This window comes from Rhodococcus sp. (in: high G+C Gram-positive bacteria) (assembly GCF_049591685.1).
Lineage (GTDB): Bacteria > Actinomycetota > Actinomycetes > Mycobacteriales > Mycobacteriaceae > Rhodococcoides.
This window is the reverse complement of sequence record NZ_JBAWFH010000329.1, coordinates 1-19,935: the sequence shown is the minus strand read 5'-3', so window position 1 is coordinate 19,935 and position 19,935 is coordinate 1. Positions and strand designations below refer to the sequence as shown.

General features: G+C 63.2%; 19 protein-coding genes and 1 tRNA gene. 11 read left to right on the top strand and 9 right to left on the bottom strand.

Annotated features, from left to right (window positions below; translation table 11 throughout):
• The coding region (locus WBQ44_RS13780; RefSeq protein ID WP_495567240.1) for an acyl-CoA carboxylase subunit beta at nucleotides 1–1,252 on the top strand (1,252 nt) is incomplete at its 5' end.
• A 69-nt stretch (nucleotides 1,253–1,321) separates the two neighbouring features.
• Here the strand turns inward: WBQ44_RS13780 and WBQ44_RS13775 are convergent.
• The 4 genes from WBQ44_RS13775 to WBQ44_RS13760 form a co-directional block, all read right to left on the bottom strand.
• Entirely contained in the window at nucleotides 1,322–1,750 is a 429-nt protein-coding gene (locus WBQ44_RS13775) for a cold shock domain-containing protein (protein ID WP_495567239.1), read from the bottom strand.
• 78 nt (nucleotides 1,751–1,828) lie between these two features.
• Nucleotides 1,829–2,341, bottom strand: a complete 513-nt coding sequence (locus tag WBQ44_RS13770; protein WP_495567238.1) for a DUF3145 domain-containing protein — start codon at nucleotides 2,339–2,341, stop codon at nucleotides 1,829–1,831.
• Between the two features lie 145 nt (nucleotides 2,342–2,486).
• On the bottom strand, nucleotides 2,487–3,299 hold the full coding sequence (locus tag WBQ44_RS13765; protein ID WP_495567237.1) for a serine hydrolase domain-containing protein: 813 nt from the start codon (nucleotides 3,297–3,299) through the stop codon (nucleotides 2,487–2,489).
• A 57-nt stretch (nucleotides 3,300–3,356) separates the two neighbouring features.
• Nucleotides 3,357–4,484 (bottom strand): NDMA-dependent alcohol dehydrogenase, encoded by a 1,128-nt coding sequence (locus tag WBQ44_RS13760; protein ID WP_495567236.1) that lies wholly within the window; start codon nucleotides 4,482–4,484, stop codon nucleotides 3,357–3,359.
• A 253-nt stretch (nucleotides 4,485–4,737) separates the two neighbouring features.
• Between WBQ44_RS13760 and WBQ44_RS13755 the strand changes: the two genes are divergently transcribed.
• From WBQ44_RS13755 to WBQ44_RS13740, 4 genes are all read left to right on the top strand, one after another.
• On the top strand, nucleotides 4,738–6,876 hold the full coding sequence (locus WBQ44_RS13755) for a molybdopterin-dependent oxidoreductase (protein WP_495567235.1): 2,139 nt from the start codon (nucleotides 4,738–4,740) through the stop codon (nucleotides 6,874–6,876).
• 64 nt (nucleotides 6,877–6,940) lie between these two features.
• Nucleotides 6,941–7,017 (top strand) — tRNA-Ile (locus tag WBQ44_RS13750).
• Nucleotides 7,018–7,265: 248 nt separating this feature from the next.
• Nucleotides 7,266–7,634 carry a cupin domain-containing protein gene (locus WBQ44_RS13745; RefSeq protein ID WP_495567234.1) on the top strand — a complete coding sequence of 123 codons (369 nt, stop codon included), beginning with the start codon at nucleotides 7,266–7,268 and terminating at the stop codon, nucleotides 7,632–7,634.
• Between the two features lie 104 nt (nucleotides 7,635–7,738).
• A complete protein-coding gene (locus WBQ44_RS13740; RefSeq protein WP_495567233.1) occupies nucleotides 7,739–8,464 on the top strand; it encodes an ANTAR domain-containing protein in 726 nt (241 codons plus the stop codon).
• 24 nt (nucleotides 8,465–8,488) lie between these two features.
• Here WBQ44_RS13740 and WBQ44_RS13735 read toward each other — a convergent pair whose 3' ends face one another.
• Nucleotides 8,489–9,979, bottom strand: coding sequence for an MFS transporter (locus tag WBQ44_RS13735; protein WP_495567232.1), 1,491 nt, complete (start codon nucleotides 9,977–9,979; stop codon nucleotides 8,489–8,491).
• Entirely contained in the window at nucleotides 9,976–10,575 is a 600-nt protein-coding gene (locus WBQ44_RS13730) for a PadR family transcriptional regulator (RefSeq protein ID WP_495567231.1), read from the bottom strand. The genes WBQ44_RS13735 and WBQ44_RS13730 overlap by 4 nt, the downstream gene beginning before the upstream one ends.
• 178 nt (nucleotides 10,576–10,753) lie before the next feature.
• Here WBQ44_RS13730 and WBQ44_RS13725 point away from each other — a divergent pair, with 178 nt between their 5' ends.
• From WBQ44_RS13725 to WBQ44_RS13700, 6 genes are all read left to right on the top strand, one after another.
• Nucleotides 10,754–14,893 (top strand): bifunctional nitrate reductase/sulfite reductase flavoprotein subunit alpha, encoded by a 4,140-nt coding sequence (locus WBQ44_RS13725; protein WP_495567230.1) that lies wholly within the window; start codon nucleotides 10,754–10,756, stop codon nucleotides 14,891–14,893.
• Between the two features lie 263 nt (nucleotides 14,894–15,156).
• Nucleotides 15,157–16,053: an ectoine/hydroxyectoine ABC transporter substrate-binding protein EhuB gene (ehuB, locus tag WBQ44_RS13720; protein ID WP_495567229.1), complete on the top strand. Its 897-nt coding sequence runs from the start codon at nucleotides 15,157–15,159 to the stop codon at nucleotides 16,051–16,053.
• A 22-nt stretch (nucleotides 16,054–16,075) separates the two neighbouring features.
• Nucleotides 16,076–16,807, top strand: a complete 732-nt coding sequence (gene ehuC, locus WBQ44_RS13715) for an ectoine/hydroxyectoine ABC transporter permease subunit EhuC (RefSeq protein WP_495567228.1) — start codon at nucleotides 16,076–16,078, stop codon at nucleotides 16,805–16,807.
• Nucleotides 16,804–17,448 carry an ectoine/hydroxyectoine ABC transporter permease subunit EhuD gene (gene ehuD, locus WBQ44_RS13710; RefSeq protein ID WP_495567227.1) on the top strand — a complete coding sequence of 215 codons (645 nt, stop codon included), beginning with the start codon at nucleotides 16,804–16,806 and terminating at the stop codon, nucleotides 17,446–17,448. The genes ehuC and ehuD overlap by 4 nt, the downstream gene beginning before the upstream one ends.
• Before the next feature lie 13 nt (nucleotides 17,449–17,461).
• Nucleotides 17,462–18,223: an ectoine/hydroxyectoine ABC transporter ATP-binding protein EhuA gene (gene ehuA, locus WBQ44_RS13705; protein ID WP_495567242.1), complete on the top strand. Its 762-nt coding sequence runs from the start codon at nucleotides 17,462–17,464 to the stop codon at nucleotides 18,221–18,223.
• Nucleotides 18,224–18,274: 51 nt separating this feature from the next.
• On the top strand, nucleotides 18,275–18,661 hold the full coding sequence (locus WBQ44_RS13700; protein ID WP_495567241.1) for a VOC family protein: 387 nt from the start codon (nucleotides 18,275–18,277) through the stop codon (nucleotides 18,659–18,661).
• A gap of 13 nt (nucleotides 18,662–18,674) precedes the next feature.
• Here WBQ44_RS13700 and WBQ44_RS13695 read toward each other — a convergent pair whose 3' ends face one another.
• Genes WBQ44_RS13695 through WBQ44_RS13685 form a run of 3 tightly spaced genes read right to left on the bottom strand, consistent with a single transcriptional unit; the run spans nucleotide 18,675 to nucleotide 19,781 of the window.
• Nucleotides 18,675–19,064 (bottom strand): MmcQ/YjbR family DNA-binding protein, encoded by a 390-nt coding sequence (locus WBQ44_RS13695; protein WP_495567226.1) that lies wholly within the window; start codon nucleotides 19,062–19,064, stop codon nucleotides 18,675–18,677.
• A 22-nt stretch (nucleotides 19,065–19,086) separates the two neighbouring features.
• Entirely contained in the window at nucleotides 19,087–19,476 is a 390-nt protein-coding gene (locus tag WBQ44_RS13690; RefSeq protein ID WP_495567225.1) for a VOC family protein, read from the bottom strand.
• The gene (locus WBQ44_RS13685) at nucleotides 19,473–19,781 is read right to left on the bottom strand and encodes an ArsR/SmtB family transcription factor (RefSeq protein WP_495567224.1); all 309 of its coding nucleotides are present in this window, start codon (nucleotides 19,779–19,781) and stop codon (nucleotides 19,473–19,475) included. The genes WBQ44_RS13690 and WBQ44_RS13685 overlap by 4 nt, the downstream gene beginning before the upstream one ends.
• Between the last annotated feature and the right edge of the window lie 154 nt (nucleotides 19,782–19,935).

Here is a 19,935-nt window from a genome sequence, read left to right as displayed (position 1 = left end):
CGCCACAGTCATGGGTGGCGCAATGGGTGTCGACGGGTGCAAGCACATCGTCGGCGCCATCGACACCGCCATCGACCGCCGGGTACCGATCGTCGGCATCTGGCATTCGGGCGGTGCGCGCCTCGCCGAAGGGGTCGAGGCACTGCACGCCGTCGGTCTCGTGTTCGAAGCGATGGTCCGCGCTTCCGGACTCGTCCCGCAGATCTCCGTCGTACTCGGTTTTGCAGCGGGCGGCGCGGCGTACGGTCCGGCGCTGACCGACGTCGTCATCATGGCTCCCGAGGGACGCGTCTTCGTCACCGGCCCGGACGTCGTCCGCAGTGTCACCGGCGAGCAGGTCGACATGGAATCTCTCGGCGGACCCGACACTCACCACAAGAAGTCGGGCGTTTGCCACATCGTCGCCGACGACGAGCTGGACGCGCTCACCCGCGCCCGCAGGCTCGTGTCGATGTTCAGTGAGCAGGGCACCTTCGACCTCGTGGCCGCCGAGCATGGCGACACCGACCTACGCGCTCTGTTGCCCGAGTCGAACCGTCGCGCCTACGACGTACACCCCATCATCGACGAGCTGCTCGACAACGTCGAGGGTGAGTCCACCTTCGAGGAGTTTCAGGGTGGGTGGGCCCGCAGCATCGTCGTCGGTCTCGGTCGTCTCAGCGGTCGAACAGTCGGTGTCATCGCCAACAATCCCATCCGGCTCGGCGGTTGCCTCAATTCGGAAAGCGCAGAGAAGGCAGCCCGTTTCGTGCGACTGTGCGACGCGTTCGGCATTCCACTCGTCGTCGTGGTCGACGTTCCCGGTTATCTCCCGGGCGTCAGCATGGAGTGGGAGGGCGTGGTTCGCCGCGGCGCGAAGCTGCTGCACGCGTTCGCCGAAGCCAAGGTTCCCCGCGTCACGCTCGTGACCCGCAAGATCTACGGCGGTGCCTACATCGCCATGAACGCGCGCGCACTGGGTGCGACTGCTGTCTACGCGTGGCCAGGTTCGGAGGTCGCCGTCATGGGCGCGAAAGCCGCCGTTGGCATCCTCCACAAAAAGGCGCTCGCCGCGGCGTCGGACGAGGAGCGAGGGGCCCTGCACGACCGTCTCACGGTCGAGCACGAGACCATCGCGGGCGGCGTCGATCGCGCGGTAGCCATCGGGGTCGTCGACGAAGTCATCGAGCCGGCCAAGACCCGTTCGATCATCGCGACGGCCTTGGCCGGTGCGCCCGCGTTGCGCGGCGACCACAAGAACATCCCGCTGTGATGTAGCGAGTCGGTTTCCTACAACTGTGCCCCGGTGAAGTCTCGCCGGGGCACAGTTGTATCGATCAGGTCAGCTGTCGACCCAATGATGCGATTGCGCAATGCGGATGACGACCTGACGCACGTCGAGAAGCTGTTCAGCGGTCAACGAGCGGTTCGCGCGCAGCAAACCCTCGGTGAGTTCGACGGTGAAGTCCTGGAGCGAGACGCCCTCGCCCGCGACATCGTCGTAGTCGGTTGTTTCCGCGTCGGGTACGACGGCAGGAACGGCAGCCCTCGTCACGGGCTTGGGTGAGTCTTTGATGCGTACCTGACCGGCCTTCAGTCCACGGTCGCCGTGTTCGGCGAAGTATTCGACCCGTACGCCCGGGGCGAGCAGCCGCTTGTCGAACTCCAAGTCGTTGACGTGGATGAAGACGTCTTCGCCGCCCTCGTCGGGGGCCACGAACCCGTAGCCCTTGAATTCGTCGAAGCGCACGACTTTACCTGTCGACAGCATGAGACCACCCATTCCCCACGTACGTTTTCACCCGTTTGTCAACGCCGCTCACGATACCCGAGCAGCCATCGTGGCAGCTCAGCCCGCGTTGCGACTCAGCCAGGTGACCTCGGCCCCGGCTCCGCCCGTGCGGTACGGCTCGAGCGCCTCGTCCCACCTGCTGCCTAGCGCGTGTTCGATCTCCGCTGCCAAGTTCCCCGAATTACCCGCGATCATGGCCTTCAGACGCATCTCGCCCAGCACCACGTCGCCGTTGGCGCTGGTGCAGCCACGCCACAGCCCGAGGCCTGGAACGTGGGCGAATCGCTCACCGTCGACGCCGTCACTGGCGTCTTCCGTCACCTCGAAGCGCAGCATCTGCCAGGCGCGCAAGATGCCGGCGAGTGTGGATGCGGTGCCGACAGGCCCTACCCAGTTACTGGTAGCGCGAAGCTGCCCGTCGGACGACGGCTGCGCCGACCACTTCAGGTTGGCGCGGCAGTTCAGGGCGTCGGACAACGCCCATTCCACGTGCGGGCACAACGCGGCAGGCGACGAGTGGATGTAGACCACACCCGACGTCGCATCCGCGAATTGGTTCGATGCGCGCATTCGAAAACACCTCCAGCTTCGACGAGGGACGTCTTCCCCAACGACCTCGTCTGCGAGCTGTGTCAGTGCTGCCCGAACGCGCGTACGTGTACTAGTGTGCCCCGAGTTACCCCTGTTGCGCCAGTGCAGTTGTGTTTCGCTGCGTTCATTTCGAGTTGTTGTCGACTATTTCGTCGGACAGTTCGGTCCACAGCGGCTTTGCCCACTCGCCGAACGCCAGGTCGGTGAGAACAACAGCGGCGAGGTCCGCTTCGGGGTCGACCCAGAGGAACGTGCCCGACTGGCCGAAGTGGCCGAACGTCCGAGGAGAATTTCGCTGTCCGGTCCAGTGGGGGGATTTCCCGTCACGTAGCTCGAACCCGAGTCCCCAGTCGTTGGGCTTCTGCGAACCGTATCCGGGCAGAATGCCGGACAGGCCCTCGTACTGAACGGTGACGGCGGACTTCGCAGTCTCGGCCGAGAGCAGAGTGGGCCTCAGCAGTTCCGCGGCGAACGTCGTCAGGTCGTTCGCGGTCGACCGGGCGCCGTGGCCGGCCGAACCGGTGAGTACCGAACTCGACATACCCAGGGGCGCGAAGACCGCTTCGTCGAGGTAGGTCGGGAACGGGATGCCGGACTCGTCCGCGATGAGATCGGCGAGAACTTCGAAACCGGCACTCGAATAGATCCGCCGGGTTCCCGGTTCGGCCTGAGCTTTCTGTTCTCCGAACGCGAGACCGGACGTATGAGCCAACAGGTGGCGCACCGTCGAGCCTTCGGGGCCTGCGGGCTGATCGAGAGCGATTGCTTCTTCCTCGACAGCGATCAGAGCCGCGTACGCGACGACTAGTTTCGTGACCGAGGCGAGTTCGTACACCCGATCCAGATCGCCGTACCGATCGACCACTGCGGCGCGCGACACCACCGTCGCCGAGGCGTTGTCGACCGGCCAACCCGCTATCAAATCCAAACTGTGCACGCGAACAACCCTAGTTCGACCCCTCGGCTCGCGTCTCCCTGGCCGCGCCGACCGTGATCACCGGTCCGAGTCGGTGTACTTGATGACGCCGCGGATGTTCTTGCCGTCGAGCATGTCCTGATAGCCGCTGTTGATGTCGTCGAGGGTGTAGGTGTTGGTGATCATGTCGTCGAGGTTGAGTTGTCCGCTCTTGTACAGCGACAGCAGCAATGGGATGTCGTGCCGTGGATTGCCGCCGCCGAAGATTGCGCCCTGCAAATCTTTCTGAAGCATCGTGAACAGGAACAGGTTCAGCTTGACATCCATGTTCTCCATGCGGCCCATTCCGGTGACGACACAGCGGCCGGCTTTGGCAGTGAGGAGCAACGCCGCCTCGATGTCGTCGCCCCTGATCTCGCCGACGGTGATGATGGTCTTCTCGGCCATCCTGCCCTCGGTGAGCTCCATGATCGGCATCAATGCCTCTGCCGCACTGGAGAAAACGTGGGTTGCGCCGAACTCGAGTGCCTGATCTCGCTTGAAGGCAACAGGATCGATGGCGATCACCTTGCTGGCACCCGACTGCACTGCGCCTTGGAGTGCACTGATGCCCACTCCCCCGACACCGATGATCGCAACGGTTTCACCCGGCGTGACCTTCGCGACGTTGGTGGCCGATCCCCATCCGGTCGGCACACCGCAACCGACGAGCGAGGCGACGTCGAACGGGATGTCGTCGTCGATCTTGATCGCCGAGGTCTCGTGCACCGTCATGTACGGGGAGAACGTCCCGAGCAGGCACATCGGAATGACGTTCTGCCCTCTGGCCTGAATCCTGAAAGTGCCGTCACTGATGGCCATTCCGCTCAGCAGACCCATACCGAGATCGCAGAGATTCTGATGTCCGTTCGCGCATGCGGGACAGTGCCCGCAGGAAGGAATGAAGGACAGGACGACGTGGTCGCCCTCCTTCAACGTCTTGACTTCGGGACCGACCTTGGTGACGATTCCGGACCCCTCGTGTCCGCCCATGACCGGGTATGAAGGCATCGGCGTCGCCCCGGTGACGATGTGGTGGTCCGAATGGCACATTCCCGCCGCTTCGAGGCGGATTTGGACCTCACCGGCAACTGGGTCGCCGACCTCGATCTCCTCGACCGACCACGGTTGGTCGAGACCCCACAGCACAGCGCCCTTCGTCTTCATCGCGACTCGCCTTTCGCACGCCGTTCGGCTCGCCGTTCGAGCCGCTCGCAGTGCAACCGACGATAGTCACAGAACGCCGAAATTGGAACACGTTCTAGTAATTCCTTCCGGCGACGGTCGGAAATGCTGACATGTAGCGAAGACCGTGCGTCCGTAACCGGAACCCGATCCGCCTGAGAACGCGCTATTTCGCGGGTTCGACGGCATCGCGTGCGCACCGCGCTACGCTCGGCTCTCATCGAGGGGAGTTCGAATGACGGTCCAGTACGGTTCGTGCAATCTGTGCGAGGCCATGTGCGGCCTCGAGTTCACCGTCGAGAGCAACACCGTGACGTCGATCCGCGGAGACAAGATGGATCCGCTCTCGCGAGGACACATCTGCCCGAAGGCACTGTCATTGATCGATCTGCACCAGGACCCCGATCGACTGACCTCGCCCGTGCGACGGATGGGCGAGAGATGGGTACCCATCGACTGGGACGAGGCGTACGACCTTGTCGTGGACGCACTGGTGGAGACTCGGAAGCAGTACGGTGCCAATGCGGTCGGCATCTATCAGGGCAACCCCAACGTGCACAGCCTTGGCGCGATGACGCACGGAGTGCCGTTCACGTCGATGTTGAGGACGAGAAATCGATACTCCGCCACATCGCTCGATCAACTCCCCCACCAGTTGACCAACCACCTGCTGTACGGCCACCAGCTGGCTCTTCCCATTCCCGACATCGACAACACCGATTTCTTCCTGGTACTCGGTGGCAATCCGATGGCCTCGAACGGGTCGATGATGACAGTGCCCGACTTCGCTCGACGGGTCCGCGATCTGCAGGCCCGGGGCGGGCGCATGGTCGTGGTCGATCCTCGCCGGACCGAAACGGCAGATGTAGCCGACGAACACCACTTCGTCAGGCCCGGAACTGACGCGTTGCTGTTGCTCGCGTTGATCAATGCCGTCATCACAGCGGGCGCCACTCGAACCGCGGACTACGTGGACGGAGAATCCGAGATCGCTGCTCTGGTCGCCGAATTCACTCCCGCTGCCGTCGCACCGGTTGTCGGGATCTCGGTGGAGGACATCACCTCTCTGGCAACGCGCTTCGCCGGCGCCGACGCCGCGGTGGCCTACGGACGGATGGGCGTGTCGACGCAGCAGTTCGGCAGCGTGTGTCAATGGGCCATTCAGGTTCTGAATATTCTGACCGGGAACCTCGACCGGGTGGGTGGGGCACTGCTGACCGATCCGGCCATCGACCTCGTCGACAAGAACATCGTCGGGCGCGGACACTTCGACAAGTGGCGTTCGCGCGTGCGTGATCTGCCCGAGTTTGCGGGAGAATTTCCCTGCTCCACGTTGGTCGACGAGATGATGACGCCGGGCGAGGGGCAGGTTCGCGCCATGGTCGTCCTGTCGGGTAACCCTGTGCTGTCGATGCCGGGTGGACCCGACCTCGACCGCGCTTTCGGCAATCTCGACTTCATGGTGTCCGTCGACTTCTACGTTAACGAAACGTCCCGTCACGCCGACGTGATCCTGCCGCCCACCATGTCACTCGAACGCGACCACTACGACCTGATTTTTCAGGCATTCGCCGTACGCAACACGGCCAAGTTCATGCCCGCCATCCTGAAGAAGAAGCCCGACGCCCGGGCCGATTGGGAAATCTTTCGTGATCTGGCCATTCGTTACCGAGCGCGCATCGCTGGGTCGAGGGTGAAAGCGCTCCGTGCGCGACTGACGCCGAAAGCCGTTGTCACCGACGCGCGTTTGCGACTTTCGCCGAAGCGCACCGTCGACCTGTTGCTGCGCAGCCACCGACAGGGGCTGTCGGTGAGATCGTTGTCGAAGTCGCCGCATGGCACCGATCTCGGTCCGCTACGGCCTGGTCTGCCGCAGAAGCTTCGCACCCGCAACAAGCGAATTCAGCTCGTGCAGGATGTCATCGTCGCGGAACTGCCGGCGCTCCACGATCTGATGACCACCACAGCTGTTCCCACCGAGGGCCAACTCCTCATGATCGGCCGACGACACCTGCGCAGCAACAACTCCTGGATGCACAACGCTCCCCGTTTGACCAAGGGCAAGCCCCGGCATCAGCTTCACGCGCACCCCGACGACCTGAACGCACGCGGGATCGCCGACGGGTCCGTGGTGTCCGTGACGTCGGCGGCAGGATCGGTGAACATCGAGGTCGTAGGCACCGACCGCATGATGCCCGGAGTGGTCAGCATGCCGCACGGTTTCGGGCACCAGCGGCCGGGCGTCGAACTCTCGGTGGCAACGACGGTGACCGGGCCGAGCGCAAACGACGTCACCGATCCGGGCCGGGTGGACGCGGTATCCGCGAACGCGATTCTCAATGGGGTCCCGGTGACGATCGCAGCCGTGCGTTGACCCCGCCGAACAGTCCCCGACCGCTGCTTGGGTAGCATTCTGACCGCTCGCCCAGGTGCGAGATGGGGCGGTAGCTCAGTCGGTTAGAGCCGTGGACTCATAATCCATTGGTCGCGGGTTCGAGCCCCGCCCGCCCCACCAAAGTTGCTGCCGGCGGGACTGCGCATCATCTCCGTTGAAGCTCCTCAACCTCGTACGTGCGGTAGCTGCATTTGCGGATATCGGCCCGGCCGTCGACTGCCGGACCTAGTCTGGTGGCGTTCGGGGCCCTTTTTCCAGGAGAGGAAAGACTCATGTCGAGTTTCGGTCGCGTTGTCACTACCGCTGTCTGCTGCGTTTCGTTCGCGGCACTGTCGCCCGCTCTTGCCGCCGCGACACCATCTCAGGGCGTGACTGCCGAGACGCTGGCACACGAGTCGTTTCCGATGTTGCCGGGGAGCGCCGAGATCGCGGGCACCGACATCACTGTTCGAAAGATCACTATTGCGCCGGGCGGGACGACGGGCTGGCACTTCCACGACGGTCCCGTCTACGCCTATGTCGAGTCGGGTGTTCTCACGCGCACCCTGCACGATTGTTCCCAGGTAAGCACCCCTGCGGGGCAGGTCATCGCCGAGGAGGTCGATGCCCAGCACGTTCACGAGGGCACCAATGAAGGCACTTCAGCAGTGGTGCTCTACGCGCTGTACGTCGAGCCTCCGGGGGCACCGTTCGCCGAGGATGCAGCGGCTCCCACCTGTAGCGTCGCCGCCGGATAACGATTACGTCGCCCTGGGTCGGTACCCTGAACCGTCGATGCCTTCCTTCGAGACCAGGGGCGACGAGCATCGGCAATTCTGCTTGTGACCCGATCGGAGTGTTCATGGAAGACGACGCGTTGGCGACGGAAACCGCATCGACTGATCCCGCAACGGTTTTTGCCGCACTGGCCGACATCGTCTACCGGGGCGCCGACGCCGAGGAGGTCTATTCGGCGTTGTGTGTGGCCGCTACGCTGCTCGTGCCGTACTGCGATCACGCCAGTCTCATGCTAGTGGACAGCGGCAAGAACGTGACCGTGGCCGCGTCCGACCAGGTCGCTCGAACGGTCGACGACATCGAACGCGCGACGGGCGAGGGGCCGTGCCTGGACGCCATCGTCAGTGAGGTCGCACAGATCGAGAGCGATTTCTTGAGCCCGAGCGGCTGGCCTGCGCTGGCTCGCGGGGTCGTGACGCGCACCCCCGTTCGAGGCGCGATGGGCTTCCGGTTGATGCTGGACCACCGCAAGGTGGGTGCGCTCAACTTGTTCACGGACACCCCGGGGGTGTTCACCCCCGAGGTGGCCGATCGGGCCATCGTTCTGACGGCGTTCGCGGCGGTGACGGTGTCGGCCATCCTCAGTGGCGAGGAAGTAGGCACGCTGCGTCGTGGCCTCGACAGCAACAGGGAGATCGGCAAGGCGATCGGTCTGCTGATGGCGACGCACGAGGTCAGCGACAACGAAGCCTTCGAGATGCTTCGCAAGACGTCTCAGGACATGAACGTCAAAATCGCCGCTCTGGCCACGTCCGTAGTCGAAGCGCACAAGCGCAGCATCCCGTCGTAAGCACTGTCGCTGCCCTACGGAGCGTCAGTGTTCGGCGGATGCCGAGGCCCGTTTCGGTAGCGCGAAGACAAGCAGCAACGCCACTACGGCGAAGGCCGCGCTGACCGACATCGCCACCGAAGCGGCGTGGGTAAATCCCGTTGCCACGGTGTCCGGTCCGGTGATGTTCAGGGACGCGAACAGCACGCTGCCGATGACGGCAATTCCGACTGCGCTGCCGATGCGCTGCATCGTCGAGATGACGCCACTGGCCGCGCCGGCATCCTGGCGATCGACGGTGGCGACGATGAACTGAGCGTTCGGTGCGATGAATGCTCCATTGCCGAGGCCGCCGATGAGCAAGGGCGCAAGCAACTTCCAGTTGGTGAGGTCGGCTGCATCGGTGGTGGACAGCAAAACCCAGAGCCAGATGAGGCTGATCGCGACCAACGAGGTGCCCAGCAGAAGCACGGTGCGGCCCAGTCGCTCGGTCAGTTTGGCGCTCTGCGACGATGCGATGATGCTTCCGATGGCAAACGGGAGCGTCACGACGCCGGTGGCGAGCGCCGAATTTCCCAGTCCGGACTGCCACATCAACGACAGCGTGAAGAAGATGCTGGTGAATGCGGCAAAGTAGACGAGCGCCAGAATGACGCCACCGGTGAACGCTGGATGCGCGAACAGCTTCGGCGGTACGAGCGGATTGTGACCGCGCTTTGTAAATCGAAGTTCCCAGGCCGCGAACGCGGCGATCAGGACGACGCTGCCGGCGAGCGAGATGTACGTCCACAGCGGCCAGCCCTGGTCCTGACCTTCGATCAGCGGCACCAGCAGCGCGACGAGACCGGCAGTGATGAGGACGAGTCCGACCCAGTCGATTCCGGCAGCGGAACGAGTTTCGACCTCGGATCGGCTGGGCAGCAGGAAGGCGGCGGCGGCGAGCCCGACGAGCCCGATGGGCAGGTTGACCCAGAACACGCCGCGCCAGCCGTTCTCGTCGCCGAAGACCTCGATGATGAGTCCGCCGACGATCGGGCCCAGGGCGGTGGACACGCCGATGACGGCTCCCATGATGGCGAAGGCCTTGCCTCGGACGGACCCGGGGAACAGCAGCTGGATGAATGCGGTGACGGCAGGCACGAAGATGCCGCCTGCCAATCCCTGCACGACGCGAGCGACGACGAGCTGCAGGTCGTTCTGAGCGAGCCCACAGGCGAGGCTCGCCACTGTGAACAGGGCGAGCCCGGCGAAGAACACCCACTTGTGTCCGATGCGGTCGCCGACCTTCCCTGCAGGAATGAGGGCAAGCCCGAACGCGAGCGCGTAGCCGGAGATGATCCACGACAGCGTCGCTTCGGAGGCTTCGAGACTCGTCTCGATGGTCGGCAGCGCGACGTTGACGATCGTCGTGTCGAGCAAGGCCATGAACATGCCGAGCAGCAACACGACGAGTGCGTGCCATGAACGCCGTGGCACGTCCGTCGTGGGCCCGTCCGTCGGTGGGCCGGCGGATGCCCGGGAGTTTGTCTCGGTCATGGGTGTCGATCGTCCTTCTTGTGGTTCGGTAGGGGTGGGATTATTCGTGTCGACTCGTCGGACACGATGTCCGGCAGCGCCGATATCAACTCCTGATGCCACTCGACCTCGGCGCGCAAACGCTTTTCGCGGTGTTCGAGGGCGAAGATCTCGGCCAGCGTCAGGTGGGGCCGCGCTCGGGCGTTCGTTTCGACCGTCGTACGCAACAGCTCGTTCAGCAGCGCCAACCGGGTGTCGATGATCTCCGGCAGCACGTCGAGACGGTCGGGGTCGAGCCGCGTCAGAGCGAGGTCGAACGGATCCGGCCGCAATACGAACTCGCTGAGTCCGCTTGCACGTAGCCGCGCGAGGGCGGCGCGACCGTCGCTGGTGATCGCGTACACCTGACGGGCCGGGAAGTTGCCCTCGTGCTCAGTTCGCACGTCGGCTGTCAGTCCCTCGGCATGCAAGCGCTTCAGAGCGCCGTAGAGGCTCCCGACCGAGATGTCCGTCCACATGTGGACGCGTTCTTCCTCGGCCAGGAGCTTGAGTTGATGGCCGTGCATCTCGCCTCGCTGAGCAAGCGATCCCAGCACGAAGAGACGAATGGAAGACACGCGACTACTTTCGCACGAGTAGTCGACGCATTCCAACAGAGCCGGTGCCCTGACCAGCCGAAATATCCGTATTGTCGGTATTTGCCCGCGAAACTCGAACACAGCGGGGCGTCGGGCACCCGTCAGTTCACTGCGGACCGTTCACGACGGTGAGGACAACGTCACGTCGGCCTAACGGATGCGTCATCGCTGCGAATCCTCGGGTGAGGATGGTGGGAACGTGGCAACGAAGACGGTCAGGACGGTGTGCGGGTACTGCGGCGTGGGGTGCGGAATCACGCTGCAGATCGGACGCCGTGCGGACGGATCCACCATGGTCGAGAAGTCCGTCGGTGACGTTGCCCACCCAGCGAACTCCGGGCGCCTGTGCACCAAGGGAGCGACAACATCGGACATGCTGGCCGCGGACGGCCGAATGAGCACTGCGCTGACGCGGAGCGAGCGGGGCGCCGATCCACAACCCGCTGATACGACGCAGACGATTGCACGCACGGCGCGCGCACTGCGGTCCATCATCGACGAGCACGGGCCGGATGCTCTTGCCGTGTACGTCTCCGGCCAGATGTCGATCGAGGCCCAGTATCTCTCCAACAAACTTGCGAAGGGTTTCGTCGGCACCAACCAGATCGAATCCAACTCGAGGCTGTGCATGGCCAGTGCGGGCACCGGTTACAAGCAGTCGCTCGGCTCCGACGGGCCACCCGGCTCGTACGAGGACTTCGACGGAGCCGACGTCTTCCTGGTGACGGGCGCCAACATGGCGGACTGCCACCCGATCCTTTTTCTGCGCATCATGGACCGCGTCAAACAAGGCGCCAAGCTCGTCGTCGTCGATCCGCGGCGCACTGCGACAGCCGACAAAGCTCACCTGCATCTGCAAATTACCCCCGGCACGGATCTCGACCTGCTGAACGGGCTCCTACATCTACTGGTCGAGGGCAACCACGTCGATCGGGAGTTCATCGACGAATTCACCGAAGGCTGGGACGTCATGGAGGAGTTCCTCACCGACTACACACCGGCACAGGTGAGTGAGCGAACCGGAATTCCCGAGGCGGACCTGCGAACCACGGCGCGGTGGATCGGCGAGGCCGGCAATTGGATGAGCTGCTGGACGATGGGCCTCAACCAGTCGACGCACGGCACGTGGAACACCAATGCCCTGATCAACCTGCACCTGGCCACGGGCGCAATCTGCCGCACCGGCAGCGGGCCGTTCTCTCTGACCGGTCAGCCCAACGCGATGGGTGGACGCGAGATGGGCTACATGGGCCCGGGCCTTCCGGGGCAGCGCACGGTCCTGTCCGACACTGACCGCGAGTTCGTCGAACAACGTTGGAACATCGCCCCGGGCACCCTTCGTACCGACGTCGGTGGCGGCACGATCGACATGTTCGAGAAGATGGCGAACGGCGAGATCAAGGCTTGCTGGATCATCTGTACCAATCCTGTTGCCTCCGTGGCCAACCGAAAGACCGTGATCGCCGGCCTGGAACGCGCCCAACTCGTCGTCACACAGGACGCGTTCGTCGACACCGAAACCAACGGCTACGCGGACGTCGTTCTCCCCGCGGCTCTCGGCGCGGAGTCCGAGGGCGTGATGGTCAATTCCGAGCGGAACCTGACCCTGCTCGGCAACGCGCTCGACGCCCCCGGCGACGCACTTCCCGACTGGCAGATCATCGCGAAGATGGCGTGCGAAATGGGTTACCGAGAAGCGTTCTCCTACAGCAGTTCCGAGGAGGTCTTCGAAGAGATCAAGTTGTTCTCCAATCCGAGCACCGGATACGACTTACGCGGAGTCACGTACGACCGCCTTCGAAGCACACCACTGCAGTGGCCCTGCCCACCGGCAGACGACGGCGACCGTCATCCGATCAGATACGTCAACGATGGCGTCAGCCAAACGCTGCGTGTTCTCGAAGACGGCAGTGTTCCGCGGTTGTCCTTCCCTACGCCGACCGGGCGCGCCCAATTCTTCGCACGGCCGTCCATGGCCCCGGCCGAGATGCCCGACGACGAATACCCGTTCCTGCTGAACACGGGGCGTCTTCAGCATCAGTGGCACACGATGACGAAGACCGGCAAAGTCGCGAAGTTGAACAAACTCAATCCCGGGCCGTTCGTGGAGATACACCCGCAGGACGCCGAACGTCTCGGCCTTGCGCCCGGTGATCGCGTCGAGGTGGCGTCGAGGCGTGGCCGCGCAGTGTTGCCCACAGTGATCAGCGATCGGGTGCGCCCGGGCGATTGTTTCGCACCGTTTCACTGGAACGATTCTTTCGGCGAGTACCTGGCGATCAACGCGGTCACCAACGATGCTGTCGACGAGCACTCTCGCCAACCGGAATTCAAGGTCTGCGCGGTGACGCTCGTCAAGGTAGAGCAGGCGCAGAGCGAAGCACCGGCGTCCACCGAACCCGTCGACGCGCTTGCGCAACTGGTCGGAAACTGCGCGGGACCCACATTTCCCCTCCCCGCCATCGAACAGCATTACATCGCAGGCTTTCTCGCTGCTGCGCGTACCGAGGTGGCGCGCACGGCACCCGGAATCCCAACGTTGCCGTCAACCACCCCCCTCTCCCCTGAAACCCATGCCTGGCTGAGCGGCATGCTCGCCGGCCTCTACTCCCGAACGCCGGCGCCTACTCCAGTGCATGCCGAGAACCAGAAACCGTCACCGGCCGACGAGGGCAGCGACCCGGTTCTGGTCCTGTGGGCTTCGCAGACGGGCACGGCCGAGGAGTTTGCGCATCAGTGCGTGGATACGCTGCGATCGTCTGGTTTCGTCGTCCAGGAACACGTGATGGACGACTTCCCCCCGGCCCGATTGCAGGAGTTCGGCACCGTGTTGATGATCAGCAGTACCACCGGCGACGGTGATGCTCCGGACAACGGCACAGCCTTCCTCGACGGCTTGTCGGACGACGCTGCACCCGACCTCACCGACGTCCGCTTTGCCGTGCTGGCATTCGGCGACTCGAACTACGACGATTTCTGCGGCAACGGTCGCCGCCTCGACAGTCGTTTCGCGGATCTCGGTGCGCATCGCCTGGTCGGCCGGATCGACTGCGAGCCCGACCACGAAGAAGCATCGACGGTGTGGCTCGACAGAGTTCTGAAGCAACTCGGGACTCGCGCGGGCTCGACCTCGCTGACGACGGCCACGCCCTCGGCAACCAATTCTGCGGCTGTCGTTCCGTACGGCAAGAAACGGCCGTTGGCGACGTCCCTCGTCCGCAACACACCGCTGTCTGCACCGGGGTCGACCAAAGACGTGCGGCAGTTCGGTTTCCACCTACCCGAGGAGACGCTCAGTTACGAGGCCGGCGACGCTCTGGGGGTGTGGCCACGCAACAGCGAAGCACTCGTCGACGAATGGCTGACGGCCACCAAATTGAATGGCGAGACCGTCGTCGAGCTGTCGGGGTATGGATCGATGCCATTTCGTTCGGCGTTGCGGGACCGTCTCGAGATCGCGAAGGTGTCGCCCGATTTGCTGTCCTTCGTACACACCCGGACCCGCGACACGGATTTGGAACTGATGCTGATGCCCGAGAACAAGGACGCGCTGGCGGATTGGATGTGGGGCCGACAGTCCATCGATGTGCTCGCCCACGCCCCTGTCCGGGCCTCCGTCGACGAGTGGTTGACGCTTCTCAAACCGTTGCAGCCGCGGCTGTATTCGATTTCGTCGAGCCCGAAGGAAAACCCCAACGAGGTGCAGCTGACCGTGTCGACCGTCCGGTACAACGTGCACGGCGTCCCGCGTCGGGGTGTGTGTTCGACGTACCTGGCCGATCACGCCGACGGCGAGGAAGTGCCGATTTTCGTTCGGAAGTCGGCACACTTCAAGCCGCCGGAGGAGTCGACCGCGCCGATGATCATGGTCGGTCCCGGTACCGGAGTGGCCCCGTTCCGTGCTTTCCTGCACGAGCGACGCGCGCTCGGCCACACCGGGCTCAACTGGTTGTTCTTCGGCGAACAGCACGCTGCCACCGACTTCTACTACCGCGACGAGTTGACGTCGATGCTCGACGACGGGTCTCTCACCCGACTCGATCTGGCCTTCTCTCGCGATCAGTCGACCAAGGTGTACGTGCAGGATCGGATGGCCGAGCACGGCGCGCAGCTGTGGCGTTGGCTGCAGGAGGGTGCGTACTTCTATGTGTGCGGTGACGCCTCCCGCATGGCCAAGGACGTCGACGATGCCCTCGAGGGCGTCATCGCCAAGCACGGTCGGTTGGCCCCCGCCAGCGCACGGGCGTACGTGAAAGCCCTGGCGGCCGAAAAGCGGTACGTGCGCGACGTGTACTGAGGCAACGCTCAGCGCGCCCTTGTAAACGATTCTCGGAGTTCGATTTCGACGAGTCGCCTGCGCCGAACATGTCGGCGAAGAATGCAAAACCGACGACGGTGCAGTACGCGGCCGTGTTAGGTTCCCAGAGAACCAACGAACGTACACAGTGTCGACACAAGGCATGTCACATCAGCTGCGGCGCTCGACGGCCGGGGCTGTGTCGAATTCTTCGGAATTCGGACGATGCGGCGTGATCGACCAGTGACCGGAAGGCCTGGCCCATGTCACTCACCGTGTTACCCAACACGTCGAACAAGAGATTCGTTGCAGCTCTGACGGGTGCGTCGCTCGCTGCAGCGATGCTCGTCGGTTGCACCTCCACGGACAGCGGCGGCGGTGAAGATCGCCTGCAGTCGTTGAAGGACGAGGGGACGATCACCGTCGGTTTCGCCGGCGAGGCACCGTACAGCTTCGAGGAGAACGGCGAATTGACCGGCGCGACAGTTGCATTGCACCGTGAGATCTTCGGCAATCTGGGTATCGACACCGTCGAGGGCGTCAACGCGGATTTCGGGGCGTTGATTCCGGGGTTGCAGGCCAACCGATTCGACGTGGTCAGTGCCGGGATGTCGATTCTCCCGCAGCGCTGTGAGCAAGCCGCATTCGGTGACCCCGAGTTCAACTACACAACTGCGCTGATGGTTCCGACCGGTAATCCCGCAGGTTTGACCGACATGCAGTCCATCGCAGACCGCGGCGTCAGACTGGCAACGATGACCGGCGCGATCGAGTCCGATTACGCCCAGACACTCGGCATCGAATCGACGCAGGTCTCGACGCCGCAGGACGGAATGGACGCAATCACGTCTGGGCGCGCCGACGTGTTCGCACTGACGGCAATCTCGTTGAACTGGATGAAGAACAACAATCCGGACGCTCCCGTCGAGGTCACCGAATCCTTCGTGGCCGAGATCGACGGGAAGCCGCAGGTGGGTGCCGGTGCAACGGTGTTCCGCACCGACGACACCGAACTCCTGGCCGCGTACAACGAGGAACTCGCGAAGATCACCGCGGACACCGGCAAGTACCTCGAGATCGTCGGCGAGTTCGGTTTCACCGCCGAGGAGCTGCCGGATCCTTCGTTGACCACGGCGCAACTCTGCGAGGGCGGCGCCTGATCAGCGGATCGAAACAATACAGGTGAGCGACAATATCGAGACTTTCCTGAATTCGTGGCCGCGAATTCAGGAAGGCATTCTCACTACCGTCTATCTGACGCTCGGCGGCGCCGCACTTGCGTTCGTTCTTGCGCTGGCGTTGGGGCTCGCAGCCGGCAATCGCCACGTCTATGTCAGGGCCCCGGCGCGTGTCGTCGTCGAATTCTTTCGTGGCACATCGCTATTGGTACAGCTGTTCTGGCTGTTCTACGTTCTGCCGCTGTTCGGTTACCAACTCGACGCGATGTTCTGCGCGATACTCGCCCTGGGCCTCAATTACGGCGCGTACGGCGCCGAGGTGGTTCGAGGTTCGATCTCCGCGGTTCCCGCGCCACAGTGGGAAGCAGCAATAGCACTGAATTTTTCGCCGTGGCAGCGGCTGCATCGTGTCGTCTTTCCCCAGGCCTGGGTTCAGATGATTCCGCCGCTGACAAACCTGCTGATACAGCTGCTGAAAGGTAGCGCACTCGCCAGTTTCGTTCTGCTGCAAGACCTCACTTATCAGATCGAGCAACTCCGACGCGGGACGGGCGACACTCTGTTCGCGTTCGGCATCGGCCTGATCCTGTATTTCGTCATCGCCTACGTCTTGACGCTGCTCATGAACGTCGTCGAGGTGCGAGCCAAACGCACGCTCGGAACAGGGCCATCGTTGCGCGAAGTGTTGAGTCTGCGCCCCGAGCGAGTCGACCAAAATGTGGGGGTGGGGCGATGAGTGTCGACTGGAGCTGGGATCGCGCCTTCGACTCCATCCCGTTTCTGCTCGAGGGATTCAAGATCACCCTGCTCGCCACGGTCGTTGGCTTTCTCGTTGCCGCGATACTCGGATTGTTCATTGCCGTTCTGCGCCACGCCGGTCCGAAGTTGGTCACCGTCCCGCTACGGATGGTGACCGAGTTCATCAGGTTGACTCCCCTGGTGGTGCAGTTGCTGTTCGTGTACTACCTGCTGCCGCAGTTCTCTGCGTTGCAGATCGGCGTGGCCGTGCTCGGGGTTCATTACTCGACGTACATGGCCGAGGTCTATCGAGCTGGGATCGATGCGGTTCCGCCGGGACAATGGGAGGCCGCACGGGCACTGTCGCTTCCGGCGACACGGACATGGCGCGGGGTGGTTCTCCCCCAGGCCATCCGCACGACGGTGCCTGCGCTCGGCAACTACGCGATCTCGATGTTCAAGGACACCCCGTTCCTGTTCGCCATCACCGTCGTCGAAATGGTCACCGCGGCGCAACAGTACGGAGCGAAGACGTTCCAGTACCTCGAGCCGATCACGATGGCCGGTGTCATCTTCTTGATTGCCAGCTACCCGACGTCGATTCTCATCCGAAGACTGGAGAAGTCACTTGCCTACTGACGCCACCGAGCCGATGATCGTGTTCGACAAGGTGGTCAAGCAATTCGGCGACCACGTCGTCCTCGACCATCTCGACTTTCGCGTCCACCGCGGTGAACGTGTTGCTCTGATCGGGCCGAGCGGTTCGGGTAAGACGACCATTCTGCGCCTGTTGATGACCATCGAGAAGGTGGACGACGGCGTCATCTGGGTCGAAGGCGAGCCTCTGAGTCACCAGTACAAGGGCGACAAGCTCGTTCCTGCATCCGAGAAGCATCTTCGGGCGGTCCGTACGAGAATCGGGATGGTATTCCAACAGTTCAACCTTTTCCCCAACATGACGGTGCTCGAGAACATCACCGAGGCACCCGTTCACGTGCTCGGGAAGAGCAAGGCCGACGCAACAACTCGGGCCCGAGAACTGCTGCAGACGGTCGGGCTTTCGGACAAGGAGAACGCACATCCGACGAAACTCTCGGGTGGGCAACAACAACGTGTGGCCATTGCACGAGCGTTGGCGATGGACCCGGACATTTTGCTTCTCGACGAAGTGACGTCCGCGCTCGATCCTGAATTGGTTGCAGATGTGCTCGACGTGTTGCGCACCATCGCGGAGACCACCGACATCACCATGCTCATCGTCACCCACGAGATGAACTTCGCGCGCGATGTGGCAGACCGGGTTCTGGTCTTCGACAGTGGTCGAATACTAGAAGAGGGTACGCCCGAACAGATCTTCACCGATCCTCAGCAGGAACGCACCCAAACCTTCCTCAAAGCGGTGCTCGACAACTAGGGTTGCGCGGTCGTCCAAACGAAGGAGCAGCCTGTGAGCGAAAGCCCCGCCATGAAGCTCGAACTGGTACCACTCGCCGTGAGCGACGTCGATCGGGCCAAGGCGTTCTACGTCGACTTGCTCGGTTTCCATGCCGACGTCGATGTGACGCCAGCCGACGGCGTCCGCGTCGTGCAGCTGACTCCCCCCGGGTCCGCATGTTCCATCAGCATGGGCACGGGCCTCCCGGCATACTCGATGCCTCCGGGGTCGACGAAGGGCTTGCATCTCGTCGTCGCTGACATCGAACGTTCGCGGGTTGATCTGCTCGAACGCGGTGTCGACATCGGGGCGATCGACGACGTCGGCGGCGGGGTTCGGTACGCGGGGTTCGCTGATCCGGACGGCAACACCTGGACGCTGCAGGAGATGGCCTGGCGCACCGGCGAGAGTTTCTGAAGGGTTCTACGCTTCAGCGGCCGGCGAGATAGGCACGGGCCACCGCAGCGGGGGCACCTACCAACCATCCGTCTTCGAGTAGTTCCCGAAGTTCGTTCGGCGTCGCGGCCTCGACTCGAACGAGGACCGCGGGGTAGTTGTCGAAATGGGAGATCGTGAAGCACGAATGCCGGTGCGCCGACAGGATCGCGGCCTTCTCGTGAAGATCTGCTGCGGCGATCGCCACAATTGGCCCGGTCGGAGGCTCTTCGTCTCCGAACCGCTTCAGGTCGGCCTTGCTGAACGGCCGCTCCCACGCAAATGCCGTGCGCCCGACCGACCACGTGCGATTGCCGTACCGGGTTCCGACGGTGACGTCGGGGAACCCCGATGCCAGTCGGTCAACGTCCTCGAGCGTCGCCATTGGTCGAGCGTATCGGTCTTGCTCACCCGTCGTAGCTGGAAATCTGAATGAGGTTCCCGCAGGTGTCGTCGAACGTGGCGACGGTGACCGGACCCATTTCGGTCGGTTTCTGGGCGAACACGACGCCGAGCCCGATAAGCCGGTCGTACTCCGCTTGCACGTCGTCGACGGCGAACGACGTGAACGGAATTCCGTCCGCCATGAGGGCATCTCGGAAGGGCTTCACTGCAGGATGCTCGGCAGGTTCGAGCCCGAGCTCCGGGCCGTCCTCGTTGCCGGGGCTCACGAGGGTGAGCCACTTGTGTTCGCCGAGCGGGATCTCGTGCTTGACCACGAAGCCGAGAATTTCGGTGTAGAACTTCTGCGCCTTGTTCTGGTCGTCGACCATCAGGCTCGTGATGTAGATCTTCATGCGCTCTCCCGCGTGCTGTTCGATGTGGGCCAACGACGCGCGATCAGTTCGAGCGGCGCTGTGTCGACGAAGTGAACTTTGTAGCGGCCCTTGCGTTCGACGCGTACGAGCCCGACGCCTTCCAGTATGTCCAGATGTTGTGACACCGCTTGCCGAGACGACGACAGGCCGTGTTTCGAGATGAGCCGGGTACACAGTTCGAACAACGTTTGCTCGTCTCGAACGATCAACTCGTCCAGGATGATTCGACGAGTCGCGTCGGACAGCGCCTTGAACAATTTCGCAACCTCCGGATCCTCCGGCATGCCGCAAACAATAGGCAAGTAGCCACTTGCATGTCAATACCGCCCTGGCGAGATCGGTAACGTCGAGTTTATGGCCGAGGAACCCGAGTACACCGATGACGGGCGGTACATCATCGTCAAAGGGCGTCGGTGGCGCGCCACCGACCCCGCCAGA

Bases quoted from the DNA above. Each gene is read 5' to 3' on its own strand.
- WBQ44_RS13775 (WP_495567239.1), bottom strand. From the start codon at position 1,750: ATGCTGTCGACAGGTAAAGTCGTGCGCTTCGACGAATTCAAGGGCTAC.
- WBQ44_RS13770 (WP_495567238.1), bottom strand. From the start codon at position 2,341: ATGCGCGCATCGAACCAATTCGCGGATGCGACGTCGGGTGTGGTCTAC.
- WBQ44_RS13760 (WP_495567236.1), bottom strand. From the start codon at position 4,484: ATGAAGACGAAGGGCGCTGTGCTGTGGGGTCTCGACCAACCGTGGTCG.
- WBQ44_RS13755 (WP_495567235.1), top strand. From the start codon at position 4,738: ATGACGGTCCAGTACGGTTCGTGCAATCTGTGCGAGGCCATGTGCGGC.
- WBQ44_RS13740 (WP_495567233.1), top strand. From the start codon at position 7,739: ATGGAAGACGACGCGTTGGCGACGGAAACCGCATCGACTGATCCCGCA.
- WBQ44_RS13735 (WP_495567232.1), bottom strand. From the start codon at position 9,979: ATGACCGAGACAAACTCCCGGGCATCCGCCGGCCCACCGACGGACGGG.
- WBQ44_RS13725 (WP_495567230.1), top strand. From the start codon at position 10,754: ATGCGTCATCGCTGCGAATCCTCGGGTGAGGATGGTGGGAACGTGGCA.
- ehuB (WP_495567229.1), top strand. From the start codon at position 15,157: ATGTCACTCACCGTGTTACCCAACACGTCGAACAAGAGATTCGTTGCA.
- ehuD (WP_495567227.1), top strand. From the start codon at position 16,804: ATGAGTGTCGACTGGAGCTGGGATCGCGCCTTCGACTCCATCCCGTTT.
- ehuA (WP_495567242.1), top strand. From the start codon at position 17,462: ATGATCGTGTTCGACAAGGTGGTCAAGCAATTCGGCGACCACGTCGTC.
- WBQ44_RS13700 (WP_495567241.1), top strand. From the start codon at position 18,275: ATGAAGCTCGAACTGGTACCACTCGCCGTGAGCGACGTCGATCGGGCC.
- WBQ44_RS13695 (WP_495567226.1), bottom strand. From the start codon at position 19,064: ATGGCGACGCTCGAGGACGTTGACCGACTGGCATCGGGGTTCCCCGAC.
- WBQ44_RS13690 (WP_495567225.1), bottom strand. From the start codon at position 19,476: ATGAAGATCTACATCACGAGCCTGATGGTCGACGACCAGAACAAGGCG.
- WBQ44_RS13685 (WP_495567224.1), bottom strand. From the start codon at position 19,781: ATGCCGGAGGATCCGGAGGTTGCGAAATTGTTCAAGGCGCTGTCCGAC.